21 protein-coding genes are annotated in these 21,233 nt (G+C 62.1%); 14 read left to right on the top strand and 7 right to left on the bottom strand.

The window, feature by feature from the left end; genetic code table 11:
• Positions 1–75: 75 nt before the first annotated feature.
• Positions 76–327, bottom strand: a complete 252-nt coding sequence (locus tag LOY35_RS20305; RefSeq protein ID WP_258626190.1) for a hypothetical protein — start codon at positions 325–327, stop codon at positions 76–78.
• Between the two features lie 157 nt (positions 328–484).
• Here LOY35_RS20305 and LOY35_RS20300 point away from each other — a divergent pair, with 157 nt between their 5' ends.
• From LOY35_RS20300 to LOY35_RS20285, 4 genes are all read left to right on the top strand, one after another.
• Entirely contained in the window at positions 485–961 is a 477-nt protein-coding gene (locus tag LOY35_RS20300; protein WP_258626188.1) for a PaaI family thioesterase, read from the top strand.
• Entirely contained in the window at positions 958–1,419 is a 462-nt protein-coding gene (locus LOY35_RS20295) for a PaaI family thioesterase (protein ID WP_258626186.1), read from the top strand. Before LOY35_RS20300 ends, LOY35_RS20295 begins: the two co-directional genes overlap by 4 nt.
• Positions 1,420–1,505: 86 nt before the next feature.
• Positions 1,506–3,410, top strand: a complete 1,905-nt coding sequence (htpG, locus tag LOY35_RS20290; protein WP_258626183.1) for a molecular chaperone HtpG — start codon at positions 1,506–1,508, stop codon at positions 3,408–3,410.
• A 66-nt stretch (positions 3,411–3,476) separates the two neighbouring features.
• On the top strand, positions 3,477–4,205 hold the full coding sequence (locus LOY35_RS20285; RefSeq protein WP_258626182.1) for a dienelactone hydrolase family protein: 729 nt from the start codon (positions 3,477–3,479) through the stop codon (positions 4,203–4,205).
• Positions 4,206–4,344: 139 nt separating this feature from the next.
• Here the strand turns inward: LOY35_RS20285 and LOY35_RS20280 are convergent, their stop codons facing one another.
• A complete protein-coding gene (locus LOY35_RS20280) occupies positions 4,345–5,205 on the bottom strand; it encodes a pirin family protein (RefSeq protein ID WP_258626181.1) in 861 nt (286 codons plus the stop codon).
• Positions 5,206–5,324: 119 nt separating this feature from the next.
• Here LOY35_RS20280 and LOY35_RS20275 point away from each other — a divergent pair, with 119 nt between their 5' ends.
• Positions 5,325–6,338: an amidohydrolase family protein gene (locus tag LOY35_RS20275; RefSeq protein ID WP_258626179.1), complete on the top strand. Its 1,014-nt coding sequence runs from the start codon at positions 5,325–5,327 to the stop codon at positions 6,336–6,338.
• Positions 6,339–6,613: 275 nt separating this feature from the next.
• Here LOY35_RS20275 and fabB read toward each other — a convergent pair whose 3' ends face one another.
• The 5 genes from fabB to LOY35_RS20250 form a co-directional block, all read right to left on the bottom strand.
• Positions 6,614–7,834 (bottom strand): beta-ketoacyl-ACP synthase I, encoded by a 1,221-nt coding sequence (gene fabB, locus LOY35_RS20270; RefSeq protein WP_258626178.1) that lies wholly within the window; start codon positions 7,832–7,834, stop codon positions 6,614–6,616.
• Between the two features lie 11 nt (positions 7,835–7,845).
• Complete coding sequence (fabA, locus tag LOY35_RS20265; RefSeq protein ID WP_258626176.1) at positions 7,846–8,361, bottom strand: 3-hydroxyacyl-[acyl-carrier-protein] dehydratase FabA; 516 nt, start codon at positions 8,359–8,361, stop codon at positions 7,846–7,848.
• Positions 8,362–8,597: 236 nt separating this feature from the next.
• Positions 8,598–10,502, bottom strand: a complete 1,905-nt coding sequence (locus LOY35_RS20260; protein ID WP_258626171.1) for an ATP-binding protein — start codon at positions 10,500–10,502, stop codon at positions 8,598–8,600.
• Positions 10,499–11,431 carry an ABC transporter substrate-binding protein gene (locus LOY35_RS20255; RefSeq protein ID WP_258626169.1) on the bottom strand — a complete coding sequence of 311 codons (933 nt, stop codon included), beginning with the start codon at positions 11,429–11,431 and terminating at the stop codon, positions 10,499–10,501. Before LOY35_RS20255 ends, LOY35_RS20260 begins: the two co-directional genes overlap by 4 nt.
• Entirely contained in the window at positions 11,432–13,555 is a 2,124-nt protein-coding gene (locus LOY35_RS20250; RefSeq protein ID WP_258626167.1) for a TonB-dependent siderophore receptor, read from the bottom strand.
• A gap of 199 nt (positions 13,556–13,754) precedes the next feature.
• Between LOY35_RS20250 and LOY35_RS20245 the strand changes: the two genes are divergently transcribed.
• From LOY35_RS20245 to pyrF, 9 genes are all read left to right on the top strand, one after another.
• Positions 13,755–14,780 (top strand): NAD(P)H-dependent glycerol-3-phosphate dehydrogenase, encoded by a 1,026-nt coding sequence (locus LOY35_RS20245; RefSeq protein ID WP_258626165.1) that lies wholly within the window; start codon positions 13,755–13,757, stop codon positions 14,778–14,780.
• A gap of 30 nt (positions 14,781–14,810) precedes the next feature.
• Positions 14,811–15,158: a DUF4389 domain-containing protein gene (locus LOY35_RS20240; RefSeq protein ID WP_258626164.1), complete on the top strand. Its 348-nt coding sequence runs from the start codon at positions 14,811–14,813 to the stop codon at positions 15,156–15,158.
• Entirely contained in the window at positions 15,155–15,607 is a 453-nt protein-coding gene (locus LOY35_RS20235; protein ID WP_258626160.1) for a histidine phosphatase family protein, read from the top strand. The genes LOY35_RS20240 and LOY35_RS20235 overlap by 4 nt, the downstream gene beginning before the upstream one ends.
• Positions 15,608–15,798: 191 nt before the next feature.
• Positions 15,799–16,242 carry a hotdog fold thioesterase gene (locus LOY35_RS20230; RefSeq protein ID WP_258626159.1) on the top strand — a complete coding sequence of 148 codons (444 nt, stop codon included), beginning with the start codon at positions 15,799–15,801 and terminating at the stop codon, positions 16,240–16,242.
• Between the two features lie 250 nt (positions 16,243–16,492).
• Positions 16,493–17,287 carry an alpha/beta fold hydrolase gene (locus tag LOY35_RS20225; protein ID WP_258626154.1) on the top strand — a complete coding sequence of 265 codons (795 nt, stop codon included), beginning with the start codon at positions 16,493–16,495 and terminating at the stop codon, positions 17,285–17,287.
• Positions 17,284–18,135 carry an alpha/beta hydrolase gene (locus LOY35_RS20220; protein WP_258626153.1) on the top strand — a complete coding sequence of 284 codons (852 nt, stop codon included), beginning with the start codon at positions 17,284–17,286 and terminating at the stop codon, positions 18,133–18,135. The genes LOY35_RS20225 and LOY35_RS20220 overlap by 4 nt, the downstream gene beginning before the upstream one ends.
• A gap of 129 nt (positions 18,136–18,264) precedes the next feature.
• Positions 18,265–19,086, top strand: a complete 822-nt coding sequence (locus tag LOY35_RS20215; protein ID WP_258626151.1) for a DUF4892 domain-containing protein — start codon at positions 18,265–18,267, stop codon at positions 19,084–19,086.
• A 62-nt stretch (positions 19,087–19,148) separates the two neighbouring features.
• On the top strand, positions 19,149–20,186 hold the full coding sequence (locus LOY35_RS20210) for an AI-2E family transporter (protein ID WP_258626150.1): 1,038 nt from the start codon (positions 19,149–19,151) through the stop codon (positions 20,184–20,186).
• Positions 20,187–20,485: 299 nt separating this feature from the next.
• Positions 20,486–21,184, top strand: coding sequence for an orotidine-5'-phosphate decarboxylase (gene pyrF, locus LOY35_RS20205; protein ID WP_258626148.1), 699 nt, complete (start codon positions 20,486–20,488; stop codon positions 21,182–21,184).
• Positions 21,185–21,233 lie beyond the last annotated feature (49 nt).

The raw sequence follows: 21,233 nt of genomic DNA, 5'->3' as shown, positions 1-21,233 counted from the left end.
CAACATAGGCTGGCTAAATCTCAGGCAAAAGAAAACCCGCACCAGGCGGGTTTTCTTTTTGCCGCTAAAACCGTATCAGTTGGTTTTAGGCGCTTCGGCAGGCGCTTGTTCCTGCGCAGCGGCTTTGTTCGCTTCAGCCTGATCTTTGGCGGCTTCGGCGTTTTCTTTCGCCGCGTCGTTCACTTTATCCTGTGCTTTGTTCATGTCCTGCTGAGCTTGCTCAGCATGTTGGTTGGCATCTTGAGCTTTGTCCTCGGATTTCTTATCGCAGGCAGCGAGACCGAGAGAGGCGGCCAACATCAAGGCAATAGCTAAAGTCTTACGCATGGGGTGTTTCTCCTTATGGAAATAACTACTGGCCGTTTGAGCAATCAGCCTCAGGTTAAGTTCCTCTTTTGCGACAGATATATAACGTTGCAGTGGAATTGAACTTTATGAGGCACGCCTGTTATCAGGTCCCATTAATGACGAGAGCATTGAACCCATGGCCGAAGACCCCGTTTTTGAGCGCGCGACGCGTTTTCTGTCCGCGCTGAGACATTGCCAGGTACTGGGCATGAAGTTGCACAGTGCAAGCCACGAAGGATTGACCCTGGTGCTGCCTTTCAGTCCCCGGATCGTAGGTAACCCGCTTACCGGCGTCCTCCATGGCGGGGCGTTGACGTCACTGATGGACACGGCCTGCGGCATGTCGACCCTCTGCGTGCTGCCGGAATTCGAGGTTTGTCCGACCCTGGACCTGCGCATCGACTACATGCACGCCGCCGAGCCGAACAAGGATGTCTATGGCTTTGCGCAATGTTATCGGGTGACGCCGGACGTGATTTTCGCCCGTGGTTTCGCCTATCAGGACGATCCCGCTCAACCCATCGCCCATGTGGTAGGAACTTTCATGCGCCTGGGCCAGCACGCCAGGGGACTGACGAAAGGTGGCCCGATGGCCGCCAGGGACACGCCATGACCGACATCACCCGGGAACACCTGCGCCAGGCCTGCGAGCAGGGCGACCATGCGCGGCTGCTGGCCGCGATCCCCTATGCCCAGCTTATCGGTGCCGAATGCACACGTCAGGGCAATGACCTGATTTTTCGCCTGCCGGCGAACAAGGACAACATTGGTAACCCTTTACTGCCGGCGATCCATGGCGGCGTGATTGCCGGCTTCATGGAGCTGGCGGCGGCCGTCCATCTGCTGATTGCCACCCGCACGCCGGGTGTGCCGAAAATCATCGATTTTTCCCTGGATTACCTGCGCGCCGGGCAGTTTCGCGACACCTATGCCCGGTGTCAGGTCTGGCGTCAGGGCCGACGGGTGGCCAATGTTGCCATCACCGCCTGGCAAGACGCGCAGGCTGAGCCGATCGCAACCGCGCGGGCGCATTTCAAGATCCAGGAACCTGCAAAGCCTGACCACCCTTGAAATCCCCATCGTCGCCCCCACCTTGAGGACATCCCGCCGCCATCTCAGTGAGGCGGACACCACCATCCACTTGGAGTTTGATGACCATGAGCGTGGAAACTCAAAAGGAAACCCTGGGCTTCCAGACCGAGGTGAAGCAACTGCTGCACCTGATGATTCACTCGCTGTATTCGAATAAGGAAATTTTCCTTCGCGAGCTGATTTCAAACGCCTCCGATGCTGTCGACAAATTGCGTTTCGAAGCCCTGTCCAAGCCAGAATTGCTGGAAGGCGGCGCTGAACTGAAGATCCGTGTGAGCTTCGACAAGGACGCCAAGACCGTCACCCTCGAAGACAACGGCATCGGCATGAGCCGCGAAGAGGTGATCACGCACCTGGGCACCATCGCCAAGTCCGGCACCGCCGACTTCATGAAAAACCTGTCGGGCGACCAGAAGAAGGATTCCCACCTGATCGGTCAGTTCGGCGTCGGCTTCTATTCCGCGTTCATCGTTGCCGATCAGGTCGAAGTGTTCAGCCGCCGTGCCGGCCTCGCTGCGAGCGAAGGTGTGCACTGGTCGTCCAAGGGCGAGGGCGAGTTTGAAGTCGCCACCGTCGACAAGGCTGATCGCGGTACCCGCATCGTGCTGCACCTCAAGTCCGGCGAGGACGAATTCGCCGATGGCTGGCGCCTGCGCAATATCATCAAGAAGTACTCCGACCATATCGCGTTGCCGATCGAGCTGCCGAAGGAAGTCACCGCTGCCGAAGGCGAAGAAAAGCCTGAAGTGGAATGGGAAACCGTCAACCGCGCCAGCGCCCTGTGGACTCGCCCACGCACCGAGGTGAAGGACGAGGAATATCAGGAGTTCTACAAGCACATCGCCCACGATTACGAGAACCCACTGAGCTGGAGCCATAACAAGGTCGAAGGCAAGCTGGAGTACAACTCGCTGCTGTACGTGCCGGCCCGCGCCCCGTTCGACCTGTATCAGCGCGAAGCACCACGTGGCCTGAAGCTGTACGTGCAGCGCGTATTCGTGATGGACCAGGCCGAATCGTTCCTGCCGCTGTACCTGCGCTTCATCAAGGGCGTGGTGGATTCCAACGATCTGTCCCTGAACGTTTCGCGGGAAATCCTGCAGAAAGATCCGATCATCGATTCCATGAAGTCGGCGCTGACCAAGCGTGTCCTGGACATGCTGGAAAAACTGGCGAAGAACGAGCCCGAGCAGTACAAGAGCTTCTGGAAGAACTTCGGCCAGGTGATGAAGGAAGGTCCGGCCGAGGACTTCGCCAACAAAGAGAAAATCGCCGGCTTGCTGCGTTTTGCATCGACCCAGGGCGACGATGGCGAACAGATCGTCGGCCTGGCCGATTACCTGGCCCGCGCCAAGGAAGGTCAGGACAAGATCTACTACCTGACCGGTGAAACTTATGCACAGGTCAAGAACAGCCCGCACCTGGAAGTCTTCCGCAAGAAAGGCATCGAAGTGCTGCTGCTGACCGACCGTATCGATGAGTGGCTGATGAGCTACCTCAACGAGTTCGACGGCAAGAGCTTCGTCGACGTGGCCCGTGGCGATCTGGATCTCGGCAATCTGGATTCGGAAGAAGACAAGAAAGCCGCCGAAGAAGTCGCCAAGAGCAAGGAAGGCCTGGTGGAGCGGCTCAAGACAGCCCTGGGCGATGCCGTCAGCGAAGTGCGTGTCTCGCACCGCCTGACCGATTCCCCGGCGATCCTCGCCATCGGAGAGCAGGACCTCGGCCTGCAAATGCGCCAGATCCTGGAAGCCAGTGGCCAGAAGGTCCCGGATTCCAAGCCGATTTTCGAGTTCAACCCGGCGCACCCTCTGGTGGAAAAACTCGACAACGAGCAGAGCGAAGAGCGCTTCGGCGACCTGTCGCACATCCTGTTCGACCAAGCGGCCCTGGCGGCGGGGGACAGCCTGAAGGACCCGGCGGCCTATGTGCGTCGCCTGAACAAGCTGCTGGTTGAACTGTCAGCTTGATGAGGTAAGGAAAACCCCGCTTCGGCGGGGTTTTCATTTCTGGTATCCATAAAAAAGGAGACAGTCATGAGTCAGATTACGGTTCGTTCAGTGGTCTATCAGATCGACGGTCAGACCTACGAAAGTCGCCTGGCCTTCGATGCCGCCCAGCAGGGCCCGCGTCCGGGCTTGCTGATGGCGCCGAACTGGATGGGCGTAGGGGCGGGAGCCGAGGAAATCGCCAAGTCGGTGGCGGCCAAGGGTTATGTGGTGTTGATCGCCGACCTGTACGGCCAGACCGTGCGCCCGACCAATGCCGATGAGGCGGGGGCGGCGATGATGCCGCTCAAGAATGACCGGGCCCTGCTGCGCAAGCGCATGCAGGTGGCATTCGAGCAACTGCAAGGGCAGGGCGAGGCGCAGGTCGACGTTGCGAAACTCGCCACGTTTGGCTTCTGCTTCGGCGGTTGCTGTGCCCTGGAGCTGGCCCGCAAGGGCGCGCCGCTGAAGGCCACTATCTCGTTCCATGGCACCCTGGATACGCCGAGCCCGGCGGATGCGCACAACATCAAGGGCGCGGTGCTGGTGATGCACGGCGCTTCCGACCCGCTGGTGCCGAAGGAACAACTGCCGGCCTTCGAGCAAGAAATGAACGCCGCCGGGGTCGATTGGCAACTGCTGAGCTACGGTGGCGCAGTGCATTCGTTTACCGATCCCCACGCCAATGTGCCGGGCAAGATGATGTACAACGCCAAGGTGGCCAAGCGGGCGTTCAGGTCGATGCACAATTTGCTGGATGAAGTGTTCGCGGGCTGAGTTGGGCTTGATCTGATTTGCTGTTGTCTGGCCTGCCGCCATCGCGAGCAGGCTCGCTCTCACATTGGATTGGTGAACGACGCTCCCCCCTGTGGGAGCGAGCCTGCTCGCGATGACGATCGATCAGGCGATACTGAACTCAGGGCAACTCGATCCGCTCACTTTCCCCCGGCACGGTCGGCCAGTCTCCGGCCGCCCAGCGTCGGCGGGCTTCGTCGATCCGGGCCGGATCGCTGGAGACGAAATTCCAGTTCATCCGGCGCGGTCCGTCCAGCGGTGCGCCGCCGAACAGCACGGCATGGCAGTCGCTGCTGGCAAACAGGGTCATCTCTTCGCCTACCGGCAGTATCACCAGCGAATGGGGCTCCAGTGGCTCACCTTCCAGCAGCGCCTCGCCGCTCAGTAGGTACAGTGCCCGTTCTTCATGTTCGGTGGGAATCAGCAGTGTCGTCGCGGTTTGCAGGTTGAGTTCGGCATAGAGCGTAGGAGACAGCACCGGTACCGGTGATTCCAGGCAAAAGCCCGACCCGGCGATCATGCGGATAGCGACGCCCAGGTTGTCGCTGACCGGCAGGGTGTGTGCCGGATGATGGCTGTAGTGCCCCGGCCCTTGTTCGTGGGATCGGGGCGAGGCCAGCCAGACTTGCAATCCGTGCATGACGAAGTCGCTGTCCAATTGCGCTGCCGGCGTGCGCTCGACATGGGCAATGGCGCTGCCTGCGGTCATCCAACTGACATCGCCGGCTTCGACCACCTGGTCTGAACCCAGGCTGTCCTTGTGCTGGATTTTTCCCTCGAACAGATAGGTGAGGGTGGAGAGCCCGATGTGGGGATGCTGGCGGATATTCATCCCTTTACCCGCCGGGTAGGTGGTTTGCAGCATGTGGTCGAAAAACACGAAAGGTCCGACGCTGCGGCACTTGGCAGACGGCAGCGGGCGAAGAATCGGCTGGCCTTCGACATCTTCTGCGCGGGGGCGAACGGTCAGGAGCGTGGTCATGGTGTCTTCCAGATTGAACGACGGATGCGGCGAGCATAACCCGCCGTCAGGGTCGGTGGCACAGGCGTCTTGAACCCGAGCGGGACGGGCGGGGTCTATGCTGCACATGGCCCTTGGAAATGACTCCCTTGACCCGTCTGTTTTTCGCCTGGCTGCTGATCGCTTCGAGCGCCGCCGCCATGGCCCGTGAATATGCCTACAGCGATGCGCACCTGCATTACGTCGATTTCTTTCAGGAAACCGCCGGCATGCCCCAGTTGCTCCAGGCGATGCACGACAATCGCATCGAGCATGTGATGATCTCAGGCATCCCGGTCGCCAAGAAATGGCACGAGGACGAACCCAAGCGTCCACGTTATTACGCCGGTGACGATGCGGACGCCTATTGGTACAGCGCCACCGATGTGATTGTCGCGGCGGCGATAGGCAAGCTGACCACCGAACAACGCCGGCACTTTCATCCTTTCCTCTCGGGTTTCAACCCCAATGACAAGAACTCCGCTGCTCATGTCCAGCGCATGCTCGATCTGTACCCGGGGGTGTGGGAAGGCATCGGGGAAGTCTTTACCCGCCACGATGACCTCACGGCGCTGACCTCGGGCGACACCCCGCGCGCCAACAACGAAGCCATGACGATGATCTATCACCTGGCGGCCGAGCACGACCTGCCGGTGATGCTGCATTCCAACATCACCTCCAAGCGTGAGAAGAATCCGCTGTACCTGCCAGAAATCGAAGAACCGTTGCGTAGCCACCCGCACACCCGCTTCATCTGGGCCCACGCTGGCACCAGCATGGAAATTCATCGGCATCAGACCCAGCTGGATTTCCTGTTGCCGACCCTGACCCGGATGCTCGAGTCCTACCCCAACCTGTACATAGACCTGTCCTGGAGCCTGCTTACGCCCTACTTGCTCGACGAAGCGGGCACGCCTCGGCTGGAGTGGGTAAAACTGATAGAGCGCTTCCCGGAGCGCTTCATGGTGGGGTCGGATGTGGTCGGACGTTTCAACAAGCTGGGCAAAACGCTGCATGGCTTCGATCCGTTTCTGGATGCCTTGCCCGAGGAGGTGGCGAGGAGGGTGGCGCGGGATAATTTCCTGGCGGTGTTGCCTCGGGCGATCCGAGAGTAAGGGTGTTTGTGGCAATAGGAGCTCCGTGGCAATGAGGTTCTGTGGCGAGGGGATTTAGCGAAACGTCGCACCGCCCCGCTGGGTCGCGAAGCGGCCCTAAAACCAGATAACCTGGTGCATCAGACAGATGAGGGCGATCGCTTTGGGGGCTGCTTTGCAGCCCAACGGGGATAAATCCCCTCGCCACAGGGTGATAGCCACAGGGGGTAATGACACAGGCAAAAAAACGCCCCGAACCAGTCGGGGCGTTTTCGTGTGCGGCGTAGCGGCGGGGCTTACTTGCCCTGCCAGCGCTTCAGCACCAGGGTGGCGTTGGTGCCACCGAAGCCGAAGCTGTTGCTCATCACGGTGTTGAGGGTGGCATTTTCGCGGGTCTTGGTCAGGATCGGCAGGTCGGCCACTTCAGGGTCCAGCTCGTCGATGTTGGCCGAGCCGGCGATGAAGTTGCCTTCCATCATCAGCATGCAGTAGATCGCTTCGTGAACGCCGGCGGCGCCCAGGGAGTGACCCGACAGGCTCTTGGTGGAGCTGATGGCCGGCGCCTTGTCGCCGAACACTTCACGCACACCTTTCATTTCCGCAACGTCGCCGACCGGAGTCGAAGTGCCGTGGGTGTTCAGGTAGTCGATGGGTGCGTCGACGGTGGACATGGCCATCTGCATGCAGCGGATAGCGCCTTCGCCGCTTGGAGCCACCATGTCGTAGCCGTCGGACGTGGCGCCGTAGCCGACGATTTCCGCGTAGATTTTCGCACCACGGGCCAGGGCATGTTCCAGCTCTTCGACCACCACCATGCCGCCACCACCGGCGATGACGAAACCGTCACGGTCGGCATCGTAAGCGCGGGAAGCTTTTTCCGGCGTTTCGTTGCGCTTGCTGGACAAGGCGCCCATGGCGTCGAACAGGAACGACTGGCTCCAGTGTTCTTCTTCACCGCCGCCGGCGAACACGACGTCCTGCTTGCCCATCTGGATCTGTTCCATGGCGGTACCGATGCAGTGGGCACTGGTGGCGCAGGCAGAAGCGATGGAGTAGTTCAGGCCCTTGATCTTGAAAGGCGTGGCCAGGCAGGCGGAAACGGTGCTGCTCATGGTCCGGGTGACGCGATACGGACCGACGCGCTTGACGCCTTTCTCGCGCAGGATGTCCAGCGCTTCCATCTGGTTCAGGGTCGAGGCGCCGCCCGAGCCGGCGATCAGGCCGGTGCGCGGGTTGGACACCTGCTCTTCGGTCAGGCCGGAGTCAGCGATGGCGTCCTTCATGGCCAGGTAGGCGTAAGCCGCGGCATGGCCGACAAAACGGTAGATCTTGCGATCGATCAGTTCTTCGAGATTGAGGTCAATGGAGCCGGAAACCTGGCTACGCAGACCCATTTCGGCGTATTCCGGGTTGAACCGGATGCCAGGGCGACTTGCACGCAGGTTAGCGGAGACGGTCTCTTTGTCATTGCCCAGGCAAGAAACGATACCCAGACCAGTGATAACGACGCGGCGCATGCGGATAACCCTTAGAAGTTGTCAGTGGAGGTGAAAACGCCGACCCGAAGGCCCTCGGCGGTGTAGATCTCGCGACCGTCGACACTCACCGAACCATCGGCAATGGCCATGTTCAGCTTGCCCTTGAGGACGCGTTTGATATGAATGTTATAGGTGATTTTCTTCGCGGTCGGGAGGACCTGACCAAAGAACTTCACTTCGCCCGAACCCAGGGCGCGACCACGGCCCGGCAGACCCTGCCAGCCGAGGAAAAAGCCGACCAGTTGCCACATGGCATCCAGGCCCAGGCAGCCCGGCATGACCGGATCGCCTTCGAAATGGCAGGCGAAGAACCACAGGTCCGGATTGATATCCAGCTCGGCGACCAATTCACCTTTGCCGTACTTGCCACCCTCTTCGCTGATATGGGCGATGCGATCCACCATCAGCATGTTCGGGGCGGGCAGTTGCGCGTTACCTGGGCCGAACAGCTCACCGCGACTGCAGCGCAGCAGATCTTCCCGGGTAAAGGCGTTTTGTTTGGTCATGCGAGCTCCTCAATAGTCCCATGCGGCAGGGTTGGGCGAATCTTCCCGACCGACCGAAGCGGTCATGCCTCGAATCGACAGCCTACTCATAGACTATTGCGTTGTAGTGAAAGTCACAGCGCACGGAAAATGAATGTACACCTGTGCACTGAAATTTTTATTCAAGCCTCAATCGAGGCTCGTTCGGGTGCCTAAGACTGCCGCACTTTCGCCTTTCACGCCAGCTACACAGGCTACTAATGCACCCAACGCTGCAGAATATGCTGCAGATCAACCCTTTTGAACGGCTTTGCGAGGTAATCGTTCATACCCGCCGCCAGGCAGGCTTCGCGATCGCCCTGCAAGGCATTGGCCGTCAAGGCGACGATCGGCACCTCGCTGCAGCCTGGCAACTGGCGGATCCGTCGCGTGGCCTCGTAGCCGTCCACCACCGGCAAGCGGCAGTCCATGAGGATCAATTCGAACATCAGGCTTTCAGCGCTGCGGATGGCCTGGGCACCGTCGGCGGCGATGCTGACGGTGAAGCCCAGGCTGCGCAACATGGCTTCGATCACGGTCTGGTTCACCGGGTTGTCCTCCACCAGCAGCACGTTGCGGCCTTCACCACCCTCGCTGCCTTGGGACAGCCGCCGCGGCACCATTTCCGTCGGGTTCTGTGTGGACAGGGCCAGCGGAATCTCCAGGGTAAACACCGAACCCTGGCCTTCCTCGCTCTGGGCCCGCAGCGTACCGCCCATGCGCTCGGCCAGGGTGCGCGCGATCGGCAGGCCCAGGCCGGTGCCGCCGTAGCGGCGGGAAATCGAACTGTCGGCCTGCTGGAAAGCGTCGAACATGCGCTCCAGACTGTCGGGCGAAATGCCGATGCCGCTGTCGCGCACCGTGCAGGTGAACCACATCAGCTCGTGGTCCAGGGCCTGCCACTGACACTGCACGGTGACACGTCCCTGCTCGGTGAACTTCAGCGCGTTGCCGATCAGGTTCACCAGGATCTGTCGGATCCGCGTCGGATCGCCTTGCACCTGCAAGGCCTTCATGTCGTCGGGAATCAACAGGTCCAGGCCCAGTTTGCGTTGGGCGGCGCTGTGCTGGAACGACTGGGCGCAACTGCCCACCAGCTCGGTCAGGTTGAACGGGATGTGTTCCAGTTCCAGGGCCGAGCGTTCGATGCGCGAGAAATCGAGGATGTCGTTGATCACCTTCAGCAGGTGTTCGGTGGATTCCGAAGCCAGCGCCGTGTACTCGTGCTGCTCATCGGTCATCCGGGTGGTTTCCAGCAGTTGCAGCATGCCCAGCACACCGTTCATAGGGGTGCGCAATTCGTGGCTCATCATGGCCAGGAATTCCGATTTGGCGCTGTTGGCTTTTTCCGCTTCTTCCCGGGTCCTGATCAGCTGCGCCATGGCCTGGTGCTGTTCCCGACTGGCTTGGTCCAGGCCGTCGGCCAGGTTGTTGATGTGTCGCGACAAGGCCCCCAGCTCGGCGTCGTCCACGATAGGCAACGGCTTGCTGTAGTCGCCTTGCTGGATGGCCTTGACGGCATTGCCGATGTCGCGGATCGGCCGGGACAGGTCAGAGGCCAGGCGACGCGCTACCAGAAAGGTGAACAGCAGGGCGAACAACGCCAGGATCGCGGCCTTGAAGAGGATTTCCTGCTGCCGCTGGCTGAAGGCATCACTGGACATGCCGACGATCACCCGGCCCAGGTAATCTTCGCCGGGCGCCTCGATGGGCGTGCTGTTGCCTTGCAGGAAATCGTTGTTCAGGCTGATGCGTTGCAGGCGAACCGGCGCCTGGAACATTTCGATCTGCTGGGAATGCACGCGGTCTTGCGCGGACTGCTCGACGTGCACCAACACCCGGTGCGTGCTGTCCTGTATTTCCAGAAAACGCACGTGGGGCGTGGCCAGGGTGGCGGTGAGCAGACTTTCCAGTACATCGTTGTTACCGGAAATCACTCCATATTCGGTGGCCGGAGCCAATTGGTTGGCGATCAGTTGCCCGGTGTGATTGAGTTCCTGGCGCAGGTCCTGGATTCGCACGAAGGTGAAGAAGCTGATCAACAGCACCGTCAGCAACAGCGCCGGACCCAGGGCGATGAGCTGGGTGCGTGTATTGATATCCCAACGGCGACGCAAGGTCATGGGCGGTGTTCTCCTTCGGCCAACTGCGTAGCGACGGAAGCGGCGTCGATCGGTTCGAGCCCCAGGGAGCGGGCGACTTGCCGGTTGTCCAGGACTTTGAAGCGGGCCGGGTATAGCGCGCGTGGCCAGGTGGCGACGGGACGATCGAGCAGATCGTCGAGAATCGCCAGCCAGTCTTCCTGGTCGCTGTAGGTGCTGGCCAGGCTGCCGGCCCTGACGAACGCCGCGCTCGGCCCGATCAGTGCGCGTTGCCGGGCATAGCTGCTGAGCAACAGGTTCTTCACGGTCTTGGGGTTGTACAGATTGGGGTCGTCGAGGCCCAGCAATACATCGCTCTGGCCCAGCAGGCTTTGCAGGGGGCGGCTGTCGCTGGTGTCTTCCCAGCGCTCGGTGACGATCTCCAGATCCAGCGGTGCGGCGGCCTGGCGGATCTCCTTGAGCAGGAACTCGCTGTGCCCGTCGAACAGCACGCCGACCCGGCGCGCTTGCGGGAAGATCGCGCGGATCAGACGCAATTGGCGCGCTACCGGCGGATCGCTCCACAACAGGCTCAGGTGCGCGGGGATTGCCCCGTCCAGGCGGTCCCGGGCTTGCAGGCGGCTGATCCGCAGCACCAGCGTGGCCGGTCCCTGGGACGCTTGCAGGCGCCAGTCGAGGCTGGGCAGGTCCAGCAGGACCAGGCGGACATCGGCCGGCAACTTGTCCGGTGCCGGCAGGTTCGCCACCGGGGTGAAGCGCACATCGTCTTCGGGTCGCAGGGCCTTCAGGGCCTGGGTAAAGGACTGTACGCCAGGACTGTCCCGGGCTCCGGCCAACAGGATTTCGGCGGCGCGGGCCTCGAGCGTTGCCAGCAGGCCGGCCAGCACCAGGCACAGGGCCAGCGGCAGGCGGCTAGGAAATGGCCTCTTGCGCGGTCGACTCCGGGGCATCTAGAAGGACAGCTCCGCGCTGAAATACATGACATGTCGGGAGTCGTAGCGGTTGTCGACGAAGGTGGTGGGCTGATTGTCGAGGCGTTGTTGCAGGACACCCGCCAGCTCCAGGCTGGCTTTGCCCAGGGGGATGCGCCGGGCGAGGCGGGTATCGACCCGTTCGAAGCGGTAGCCGTTGAGCGCATCGGCGGCGTAATAGAACACCGAGCTGTTCCAGCCCTGGCCCCAGTCCCGCAACCAGCCGGCCGAACCACTGTTGCGAGCGGTCAGTTGTTCATCGAGGGGGGCGCTGGCCAGGGCGTCGACGTAGGCATACGTCACGCGCAGGCGGTCGGCGTTGGTCATGCGCCAGTCGAGCTGGGTTTCGGCGCCGGAAAACTGCGATTCATTGGCATTGCTGGCGATGTACTGATTGTTGCGCAGCGGTTCGCTGATCATGCCGGTGATTTCGTCATGGAACAGCCTGACGTCAACCGTCAGGCCCAGGTCCATGAAATGACCGTTGTAGCCCAGTTCCCGGGAGCGCATGTGTTCCTGCTCGAGGTTCCCCGGGCCGCGGGTCTGGACAAAGTAACGCGCGCTGCTTCGGCCGAAGGCGGTGGGTTGCAGATTCGTCACCTGGTAGCTCCAGTTGACGTTGTTCTCGAACATGTCCGGTGAGCGTACCGCTTCGGAGTACACCGCCCGCAAGCCATGCCGTGGCGTGATCAGGTAGTTGACCGCCACCCGCGGCGTCAGCGAACTGCCCGTCAGGCGGGTGTCCTCGAACATCGCGCCGCCCTGTAACAGCCAGTGCTCGGTGGCCCGCCACTCGAATTGGCCAAACAGCCGCCAGGTGGTGTCATCCAGGGTGCCGTTGAAGTAGGTCTCGGAGTCGGCCCGGTCATAGCGATAGTTCGCCCCGGTCACCAGCCGCAGGCTGTCGGACAGGCTCAGGGTGTCCTGGATCTCCAGGTCGTAGCGTGATTCCCGGGCGCTCTGGTCGATATCGCCGCAGACGGTTCGCGAGGCGCCGTTACGCCATTGGTCGAGCACCTGGTTGGCCAGCGCCTGTTCCTGCGCCGTACCGGGTGGAGCCCCGCTGCTGGTGAAGCCGGGCATGTTGCGCGCCAGCTTCTCGGCGTAGTTGGGATTGAGCAGCCACAGGTCGGTCAGTTGCGGGCTGAAGGACACCTCGGCATCGCAGGCGCGCCAGGTCTGCTGACGATCCCAGTGCTGGATCGAGTTCTGCACATACAGGCTGTGGTTGGGATTGAGGTCCAGATTCCAGCGCAGCGAACCGGCATAGTCCTTGGCGATGACGTCGGAGTTATCCCCAGCAGCGGTAATCCCGGCGAATACCGGGCGGTAGGTGTAAGGCCGCTGGTTGGTCCCGTCCTTGGCGCTCAACTGCCAATCGATGCTCTGCTGTTCGTTCAGTGTCTGGCTGACCGACAGGTTGATGCGGTTCAAGCGGCGACTGTCGCGGTAGTCCGCGCCGTTGCGGTCGCTGTCAAAGCCGTCGTCTTCCTGGCCGGACAGCGAAAGGCGCAGATCGCCGCCGTCCCAGCCGGTGCCCTGGCTGGCGTACCAGTCGCTGATACCACGCTGGCCCTGGGTGGTTTTTATCCGCGTGCCGTGGCTGTTGGCCGGCGACCGGGTGATGATGTTGACCACCGCCATCAGTGCGTTGGCGCCATAGCTGACAGTGTTGGGGCCGCGGAAGACTTCGATTCGCTCGATGTCCTCCATGGCCACCGGAATGTCGCTCCAGTCCACGGTGGCGAGGCCGGCGCGGTACACCGAGCGGCCATCGATCAGCACCTGCATGCGGCGGGCTTCGCTGGCGTTGGTGCCGTGGTAGTTCACGGTGGGCTGATTGCCGCTGAGGTTGCCGACCATCATGCCGGGTACCAGGCGCAGCAACTCGCTGATGTCCCGGGCGCCGCTGGCCTTGATCAGCTCGCTGTCCAGCACGGTCATGCTGCCCGGCACCGCCGCCGGCGATTGTTTCAGGCGAGTGGCGGTCAGGACCTGGGGCAGTGGTTGGCTGTCGACGAACAAGTCGTCGGCCCACACCGGCGGGCTGACGAGCAGCGCCAATAGCAGTGACGAACCTGAGCGGGAGGGGCCAACGGTCACGGCGGAGCCTTTGATAACAGAACGATGGCAGGCATGTTAACTGAGCTGAAAGACTTTTCCAGTTGCGTTGACAGCATTTTCCGAGCAACCGATGGTCAGCTTCCTACAGTTGTAGGTAATTATTGGCGGGGCTAGTCGCGCTCTGGCCGCTCCGTATAATGCCCGGCATCGCCACTTGGTATGGATGAACGGATTGCATATGACTGAACAGCGCCCGATTGCGGTCCTGGGAGGCGGGAGTTTCGGTACCGCCGTGGCTAACCTGCTGGCCGAGAATGGTCACCCGGTGCGCCACTGGATGCGTGACCCGGAGCAGGCCGAGGCCATCCGGGTCAATCGTGAGAACCCGCGTTACCTCAAGGGCATCAAGATCCGTCCGGAAGTGGAGCCGGTGACCGACCTGCAGGCCACGCTCCAGGGCAGCGACCTGTTTTTCGTCGCCTTGCCGTCCAGTGCCTTGCGTTCGGTACTGGCGCCCCATGCCGAATGCCTGAGCGGCAAGCTCCTGGTCAGCCTGACCAAGGGCATCGAAGCCCAGACCTTCAAGCTGATGAGCGAGATTCTTGAAGATATCGCGCCAAAAGCGCGGATCGGGGTGATTTCCGGGCCGAACCTGGCGCGGGAAATCGCCGAACACGCCTTGACCGCTACCGTGGTGGCCAGTGAGGACGAAGAACTGTGCCAGCGGGTCCAGGCCGCACTCCATGGCCGCACCTTCCGGGTCTATGCCAGTGCCGACCGTTTCGGCGTGGAGCTGGGCGGGGCGCTGAAGAATGTCTATGCGATCATTTCCGGCATGGCGGTGGCGCTGGGCATGGGGGAGAACACCAAGAGCATGCTGATCACCCGGGCTCTGGCGGAAATGACGCGCTTTGCCGTCAGCCAGGGCGCTAATCCGATGACCTTTCTCGGCTTGGCCGGGGTGGGTGATCTCATCGTTACTTGCTCCTCGCCCAAGAGCCGCAACTACCAGGTCGGTTTCGCCCTCGGCCAGGGCCTGAGCCTGGACGAGGCCGTGTCGCGCCTGGGCGAAGTGGCGGAAGGGGTGAACACCCTCAAGGTGCTCAAGGCCAAGTCCCAGGAGGCCGGGGTCTATATGCCGCTGGTCGCGGGGCTGCACGCGATTCTGTTCGAAGGGCGCACGCTGGAACAGGTGATCGAACTGTTGATGCGTGGCGAACCGAAGACCGATGTCGATTTCATTTCCACCAGTGGCTTCAACTGAGCCGCTGTCGATGACAAACAGGAGTGAGCTATGAACGATCCGAAGGGCCAGGCCCAGTACGAGTCCATCCTGTTGCGGGTGCTGTGGATGGTGGTCTACCTGCTGGTGTGGCAAGTGGCGCAATTCATCCTCGGCGCCGTGGTGCTGGTGCAATTGATCTATCGGCTGATCTACGGCGCACCCAGCGCCAGCCTGATGAACTTCGGCGACAGCCTCAGCCAGTTTTTGGCCCAGATCGGCCGTTTCGGCACCTTCCACAGTGACCAGAAACCCTGGCCGTTCGCTGACTGGCCGAGCCCGCGCGCGCCGGAAGGTGAAGCGCCCCACGTCGTGGCACCGGCGCCGCACCCTGCCCAGGATGAGGAACCCAAACTATGAAAGTGTGGGTACTGCGCCATGGAGAAGCCGAGCCGTACGGCGCCCGCCCCGATCCCGAGCGGGCGTTGACGGTACACGGGCGTGAAGAGGTCCTGCGCAGTGCCGCCGAACTGATCGGCCGCCCCCTGACGGCCATCTATGCCAGTCCTTATCTGCGTGCCCAGCAGACTGCGCAACTGGTGCGCGAGGCCTTGGGGTTCGAACCGGAACTGATCACGGTCGACTGGCTCAAGCCGGACACCCGGCCACAGACAGTTCTGGAACATCTGGCGGATCGGGATGATGTGCTGCTGGTCAGCCATAACCCGCTGGTGGGCAGCCTGTTGGGCTTGGCGCAACATGGTCACCTGCAACAACCCGAGCAGGTGAAAACGGCCGGCCTGGCAGAACTGGAAGGTGACCTGCCGTTGGCCGGGGCGATGCAACTCAAGGGCCTTCGGCATCCATGAAACCGATATGGCGCAGCTTCCTGTGGCGAGGGGATTTATCCCCGCTGGGCTGCGAAGCAGTCCCAAGACAGTCTACTCAATCTGCCTGATACATCGAGGTGTCAGGATTTAGGGCTGCTTCGCACCCCAGCGGGGATAAATCCCCTCGCCACAGGAACTGTGTTTTACATGAGCTATAAGGAAGGACAGCAATGAGTCTGTGGCGCACCACACCCAACATCGAACAACTGAACGCTGCCGCTAAAAACACCATCAGCGAGGTGCTGGATATTCGTTTCGAGTCGTTCGACGACGAATCCCTGACCGCCAGCATGGTGGTCGATCACCGCACTCACCAGCCGTTCGGCCTGCTGCATGGTGGCGCTTCGGTGGTCCTGGCCGAAACGGTCGGTTCCATGGCCGCCTACCTGTGCGTGGACACCAGCAAGTTCTATTGCGTGGGCCTGGAAATCAATGCCAACCACCTGCGCGGCGTGCGCAGCGGGCGGGTGACGGCCACGGCCAGGATGGTTCATCTGGGCCGTACCACCCAGGTCTGGGACATCCGCCTGAGCAACGACGAAGGCAAGGTCAACTGCGTATCGCGCCTGACCATGGCGGTGGTGCCACTGGGCGAGCAACCGCCGGCGTGCTGATTCCGCAGGCCGTTGTGGCGAGGGGATTTATCCCCGTTGGGGTGCGAAGCGCCCCCAAAACCAGCTCACCCGATAAGCCTGGCGGACAGAGTCGCCTGATTTCAGGGCTGCTTCGCACCCCAGCGGGGATAAATCCCCTCGCCACAATAGCCCAAGCCAGACTGTCATCATTCCTGTCAGTTACGGTCATTGCCGCGCCGTAGGCTTCTGCGGACAATCTGCCTCAGTTCCCCCCAATGGATCGGCTGTCATGTCGCAACAGGTGTTTTTCACCCACGCCAATGGTTTTCCCTCGGCCACCTACGGCAAGCTGTTTGCCGCGCTGGCGCCGCAGTATCAGGTCGCGCATCTGGAGCTGCATGGCCATGACCCGCGTTTCCCGGTGGACGATAACTGGCACAACCTGGTGGATGAGTTGATCCATCACCTGGAACAACAGCCTGAACCGGTGTGGGGTGTCGGTCATTCCCTGGGCGGTGTACTGCACTTGCACGCGGCATTGCGCTGCCCTCGGTTGTACCGTGGTGTGGTCATGCTCGATTCGCCGGTCCTGACCCGCACGGACCGCTGGGTGATCCTGGCTGCCAAACGCCTGGGCTTCATCGACCGCCTGACCCCGGCCGGCCGGACCCTGGGCCGACGCGAGGAGTTCGCCGATCTGGAAGCGGCCCGGCTGTATTTTTCCGGCAAGACCCTGTTTCGCGGTTTCGACCCGGATTGCTTCGACGCCTACCTGCAACATGGCTTGCAACAAGTCGGTGATCGCCTGCGACTGCGCTTCGATCCGGCCACGGAAATCAGCATCTACCGCGGCGTGCCGCACACCAGCCCCGGTCGGGCACGCACGCTCAAGGTGCCCCTGGCGGTGGTGCGCGGTCGGCAAAGTCGCGTGGTGATGCGTCATCACACCCGTTCGGTGGGCAGCATGCCCCAGGGCGAATCCCTGAGCATGCCCGGCGGTCACATGTTTCCCCTGGAGCATCCTCTGGACACGGCCGATCTGCTCAAGGGGCTGTTCCAGCGTTGGCAGGGGAGCGGCGCATGAACGGCGTCGAAGAAGTCCGCCTGAGCCTGCCCCACATCGAACTGGCAGCCCACCTGTTCGGACCGGAAGACGGCCGCCCGGTGATCGCTTTGCATGGCTGGCTGGACAACGCCAACAGTTTCGCCCGCCTGGCCCCCCGGCTCGAGGGCTTGCGGATCATTGCCCTGGACATGGCCGGTCATGGCCATTCGGGGCACCGCCCGCCCGGTGCCGGCTACGCCCTGTGGGATTATGCCCATGATGTGCTGCAAGTCGCCGAACAACTGGGCTTGCAGCGTTTCGCCCTGTTGGGGCATTCCCTGGGCGCCATCGTGTCGCTGGTGTTGGCCGGGGCCCTGCCGGAACGGGTGACGCACCTGGGGTTGATCGACGGCATCATTCCGCCGACCGCCCAGGGTGACAACGCGGCCGAACGCATGGGCATGGCCCTGCAGGCGCAGCTTGATCTGCAGAAAAAGACCAAACCGGTCTATAAAACCCTCGACCGGGCTATCGAAGCCCGCATGAAAGGGTTGGTGGCGGTCAGCCGCGAGGCTGCCGAGCTGCTCGCCCAGCGAGGTCTGATGCCGGTACCGGGAGGCTACACCTGGCGCACCGACAACCGCCTGACCTTGCCATCGCCGCTGCGTCTGACCGACGAACAGGCCATGGCCTTCGTGGCGCGGATTGGTTGTCCCGCCCATCTGATCGTGGCGGCCGACGGCATGCTGGCCCGGCACGCCGAATTGCTGGAGCGTCTACCCTTCAGTCATGAACAATTGCCCGGCGGCCATCATTTGCACCTGAACGACGAAGCCGGTGCCGTGCTTGTAGCAGACTGTTTCAATCGGTTCTTCAGCACTTCTTGACTTGCGTCGGGCAACTGTCGAGGCTGGGCGGGTTGAAAGGGAGACCACCATGACAGAGCTCTGTTTACCCGCCTTGTGGCGCAGGCACGACGCCGGTTTCGTCCTCGGGCGCCAGGCCAAGTTCATCCGATGAAATCATTCGTTCATTCACTTGCCTGGTTGGCGCTGGCCTGCGCCAGCCCGACCTCATTCGCCGCTGATGTGCCCGGCAGTCGGGACCTGGAGCGCGTGCCGCGCCTGCCCGACGCGCAGATTGTCGATTACCGGCAAACCAGCGACGTCGAGCGCATCTACCCCCTGGGCTCGATTCGCAAGATCAGCGGCCAGTTGCGTTTCGACGGGCAGGTCGATGGCCGTGGCGCCGTCACGTCGGTGACGTATGAGCTGCCGCCGGAACATTCCGCCACGCAGGCCTTTACCGCCGCTCGCGAAGCCTTGCAGCAGCAAGGTGCCGAGTTGTTGTACTGGTGCCAGGCCCGTGATTGCGGCGAAAGCAGCCTCTGGGCCAACGAAGTGTTCGGCAACGCCAAGCTCTACGGGGCCGACAACGGTCAGGCCTATCTGCTGCTGCGCCTGGCGCCGCCGACGGACAACACCTTGATTGCGCTATATGGCATCGCCCGCGGCAATCGCAAGGCCTACCTGCATGTCGAGCAGTTCGAGGCGAGCGCTCCACTGGGGGATTTGCTGCCGACCTCTGCCACGCTGCTGCGCCAGCTCAAGGACACCGGCGTGCTGGATTTGCCACGCCTTGCCGGTGAACCGGACGAGACCTGGCTACGCCTGCTGTCCCGGGCGCTGAACCTGGACACCGGCCTGCGGGTCAGCCTCGCTGGGTCCAAGGCCGAGGCCTGGCGCCAGGCGCTGGCGGAGCAGGGTGTTCGTGAGGCGCGGATGGAAACGGCCGGTGGCGGCGATACGGCGGGCCTTCACCTTGAGTTGCTGCGTTAATCCGTGCGGGGCAGCGGACGTTGTGCCGCTGCCCCGGTCCTGTTCATTCTTCGAGACTGTTCATGCTCAATAACGATCGGCTGTTGGTGCAGATCCTGCTCCTGGTGTTGTTCGGTGCAAGCCTGTGGGTCATGGCGCCGTTCTGGTCGGCGCTGTTCTGGGGGGCGGTGCTGGCCTTTGCCAGTTGGCCGCTGATGCGTTTGCTGACCCGCTGGGTCAATGGTCGCGAGTCCCTCGCGGCGGCGGTGCTGACGGTAGGTTGGATGCTGTTGGTGGCGGTACCTCTGGTGTGGTTGGGGTTCAACCTGGCCGATCATGTGCGCGATGCCACGGCGTTCATCAGGGATGTGCAGGTCGATGGCCTGCCCGATGCCCCGGCCTGGCTGGGCGGCTTGCCGCTGGTGGGCGGGCGGCTGGTTGCTGTGTGGAACAGCATTGACCAGCAGGGGGCGGCGATGATGGTGGCGATCAAGCCGTACCTGGGACAGGTCGGTAACTGGTTGCTGGCCCGCAGCAAGCAGATTGGCGGCGGCATGCTCGAACTGACCCTGAGCATCGTGTTCGTGTTCTTTTTCTATCGCGACGGCCCGCGCCTTGCGGCGTTTGTCCACGGGCTGCTCGAACGTCTGATCGGTGACCGTGCCGGTTACTACATCGAGCTGGTGGCCGGTACGGTGCAACGGGTGGTCAACGGCGTGATCGGTACTGCCGCCGCCCAGGCCTTGCTGGCACTGATCGGCTTCCTGATCGCCGGGGTACCGGGGGCGCTGGTGCTGGGCATCATCACGTTCCTGCTCAGCCTGATTCCCATGGGGCCGCCACTGGTGTGGATCCCCGCAACGGCCTGGCTGGTGTGGAAGGGCGAGTACGGAATGGCGGTGTTCCTCGGCATCTGGGGTACGTTCATCATCAGCGGCGTGGACAACGTGCTCAAACCCTACTTGATCAGCCGTGGTGGAAACCTGCCCTTGGTCATCGTCCTGCTGGGGGTGTTCGGTGGCTTGATCGCTTTCGGTTTCATCGGCCTGTTCATCGGCCCCACGCTGCTGGCGGTGGCGTACAGCCTGCTGACGGATTGGAGCAAGAGCCAGGCGCGGTGAGGCTGTACGGTCAAGAAACCGTGATGAAGGATTTATCTGCGGCGAGGGGATAAATCCTCTCGCCACAAGTGTGATTCTGGTTAATGAGCCTGGCTTTTGTGAGGTCAGGCCCATGCTGCATCAGGTCGCCGTCGCTTTTCTGCGGCAGAGCCGTGCTTAATGCAGGCCAGACGCAATCCTTGTGGGAGCGTTGTCCATGCTCAGCGGGGCGCGATGATGATTTACCGATCATCGGGTCCCCCACGGGCGCTGGTTCCGCTACAATGCGCGCCGATTTCGACTTGCCTGAGAGCCCGCTCATGTCCGCCTGCCAGACGCCTATTATCGTCGCCCTGGATTTCCCTACCCGTGACGCCGCCCTGAAGCTGGCCGACCAGTTGGACCCGAAGCTCTGCCGGGTCAAAGTCGGCAAGGAACTGTTCACCAGCTGCGCGTCGGAGATCGTCGGCACCCTGCGTGACAAGGGGTTCGAAGTGTTCCTCGACCTGAAATTCCACGATATCCCCAACACCACCGCCATGGCCGTCAAGGCTGCCGCGGAGATGGGCGTGTGGATGGTCAATGTGCACTGTTCCGGTGGCCTGCGCATGATGGCGGCCTGCCGTGACGTGCTGGATCAGCGCAGCGGCCCGAAACCGTTGCTGATTGGCGTGACCGTGTTGACCAGCATGGAGCGCGAGGACCTGGCGGGGATCGGCCTGGACATCGAGCCTCAGGAGCAGGTGTTGCGCCTGGCGGCGTTGGCCGAGAAGGCCGGTATGGACGGTCTGGTCTGCTCGGCCCTGGAAGCCAATGCCTTGAAAACGGCGCATCCGTCGCTGCAGTTGGTCACCCCGGGTATCCGTCCGGCGGGCAGTGCCCAGGACGATCAACGCCGTATCCTGACCCCGCGCCAGGCACTGGACGCCGGTTCCGATTACCTGGTGATCGGCCGTCCGATCAGCCAGGCGGCCGATCCGGCCAAGGCGCTGGCGGCGGTCGTGGCTGAACTGGCCTGATCCCGCACTGAAAATCAATGTGGGAGCGAGCTTGCTCGCGATGAGGCCG

This window comes from Pseudomonas sp. B21-028, assembly GCF_024749045.1.
Taxonomy (GTDB): Bacteria; Pseudomonadota; Gammaproteobacteria; order Pseudomonadales; family Pseudomonadaceae; genus Aquipseudomonas.
The sequence above is the reverse complement of the archived record's forward strand: the minus strand, read 5'-3'. Positions and strand labels throughout refer to the sequence as shown.

Excerpts from the sequence above, each read along its gene's own strand:
- LOY35_RS20215 (WP_258626151.1), top strand. The coding sequence starts at position 18,265 with ATGAAATCATTCGTTCATTCACTTGCCTGGTTGGCGCTGGCCTGCGCC.
- LOY35_RS20230 (WP_258626159.1), top strand. The coding sequence starts at position 15,799 with ATGAGTCTGTGGCGCACCACACCCAACATCGAACAACTGAACGCTGCC.
- LOY35_RS20255 (WP_258626169.1), bottom strand. The coding sequence starts at position 11,431 with ATGCCCCGGAGTCGACCGCGCAAGAGGCCATTTCCTAGCCGCCTGCCG.
- LOY35_RS20210 (WP_258626150.1), top strand. The coding sequence starts at position 19,149 with ATGCTCAATAACGATCGGCTGTTGGTGCAGATCCTGCTCCTGGTGTTG.
- LOY35_RS20245 (WP_258626165.1), top strand. The coding sequence starts at position 13,755 with ATGACTGAACAGCGCCCGATTGCGGTCCTGGGAGGCGGGAGTTTCGGT.
- LOY35_RS20235 (WP_258626160.1), top strand. The coding sequence starts at position 15,155 with ATGAAAGTGTGGGTACTGCGCCATGGAGAAGCCGAGCCGTACGGCGCC.
- LOY35_RS20285 (WP_258626182.1), top strand. The coding sequence starts at position 3,477 with ATGAGTCAGATTACGGTTCGTTCAGTGGTCTATCAGATCGACGGTCAG.
- fabB (WP_258626178.1), bottom strand. The coding sequence starts at position 7,834 with ATGCGCCGCGTCGTTATCACTGGTCTGGGTATCGTTTCTTGCCTGGGC.
- LOY35_RS20225 (WP_258626154.1), top strand. The coding sequence starts at position 16,493 with ATGTCGCAACAGGTGTTTTTCACCCACGCCAATGGTTTTCCCTCGGCC.
- LOY35_RS20275 (WP_258626179.1), top strand. The coding sequence starts at position 5,325 with ATGACTCCCTTGACCCGTCTGTTTTTCGCCTGGCTGCTGATCGCTTCG.
- LOY35_RS20220 (WP_258626153.1), top strand. The coding sequence starts at position 17,284 with ATGAACGGCGTCGAAGAAGTCCGCCTGAGCCTGCCCCACATCGAACTG.
- fabA (WP_258626176.1), bottom strand. The coding sequence starts at position 8,361 with ATGACCAAACAAAACGCCTTTACCCGGGAAGATCTGCTGCGCTGCAGT.
- LOY35_RS20280 (WP_258626181.1), bottom strand. The coding sequence starts at position 5,205 with ATGACCACGCTCCTGACCGTTCGCCCCCGCGCAGAAGATGTCGAAGGC.
- LOY35_RS20260 (WP_258626171.1), bottom strand. The coding sequence starts at position 10,502 with ATGACCTTGCGTCGCCGTTGGGATATCAATACACGCACCCAGCTCATC.
- LOY35_RS20295 (WP_258626186.1), top strand. The coding sequence starts at position 958 with ATGACCGACATCACCCGGGAACACCTGCGCCAGGCCTGCGAGCAGGGC.
- pyrF (WP_258626148.1), top strand. The coding sequence starts at position 20,486 with ATGTCCGCCTGCCAGACGCCTATTATCGTCGCCCTGGATTTCCCTACC.
- LOY35_RS20305 (WP_258626190.1), bottom strand. The coding sequence starts at position 327 with ATGCGTAAGACTTTAGCTATTGCCTTGATGTTGGCCGCCTCTCTCGGT.
- htpG (WP_258626183.1), top strand. The coding sequence starts at position 1,506 with ATGAGCGTGGAAACTCAAAAGGAAACCCTGGGCTTCCAGACCGAGGTG.
- LOY35_RS20240 (WP_258626164.1), top strand. The coding sequence starts at position 14,811 with ATGAACGATCCGAAGGGCCAGGCCCAGTACGAGTCCATCCTGTTGCGG.
- LOY35_RS20300 (WP_258626188.1), top strand. The coding sequence starts at position 485 with ATGGCCGAAGACCCCGTTTTTGAGCGCGCGACGCGTTTTCTGTCCGCG.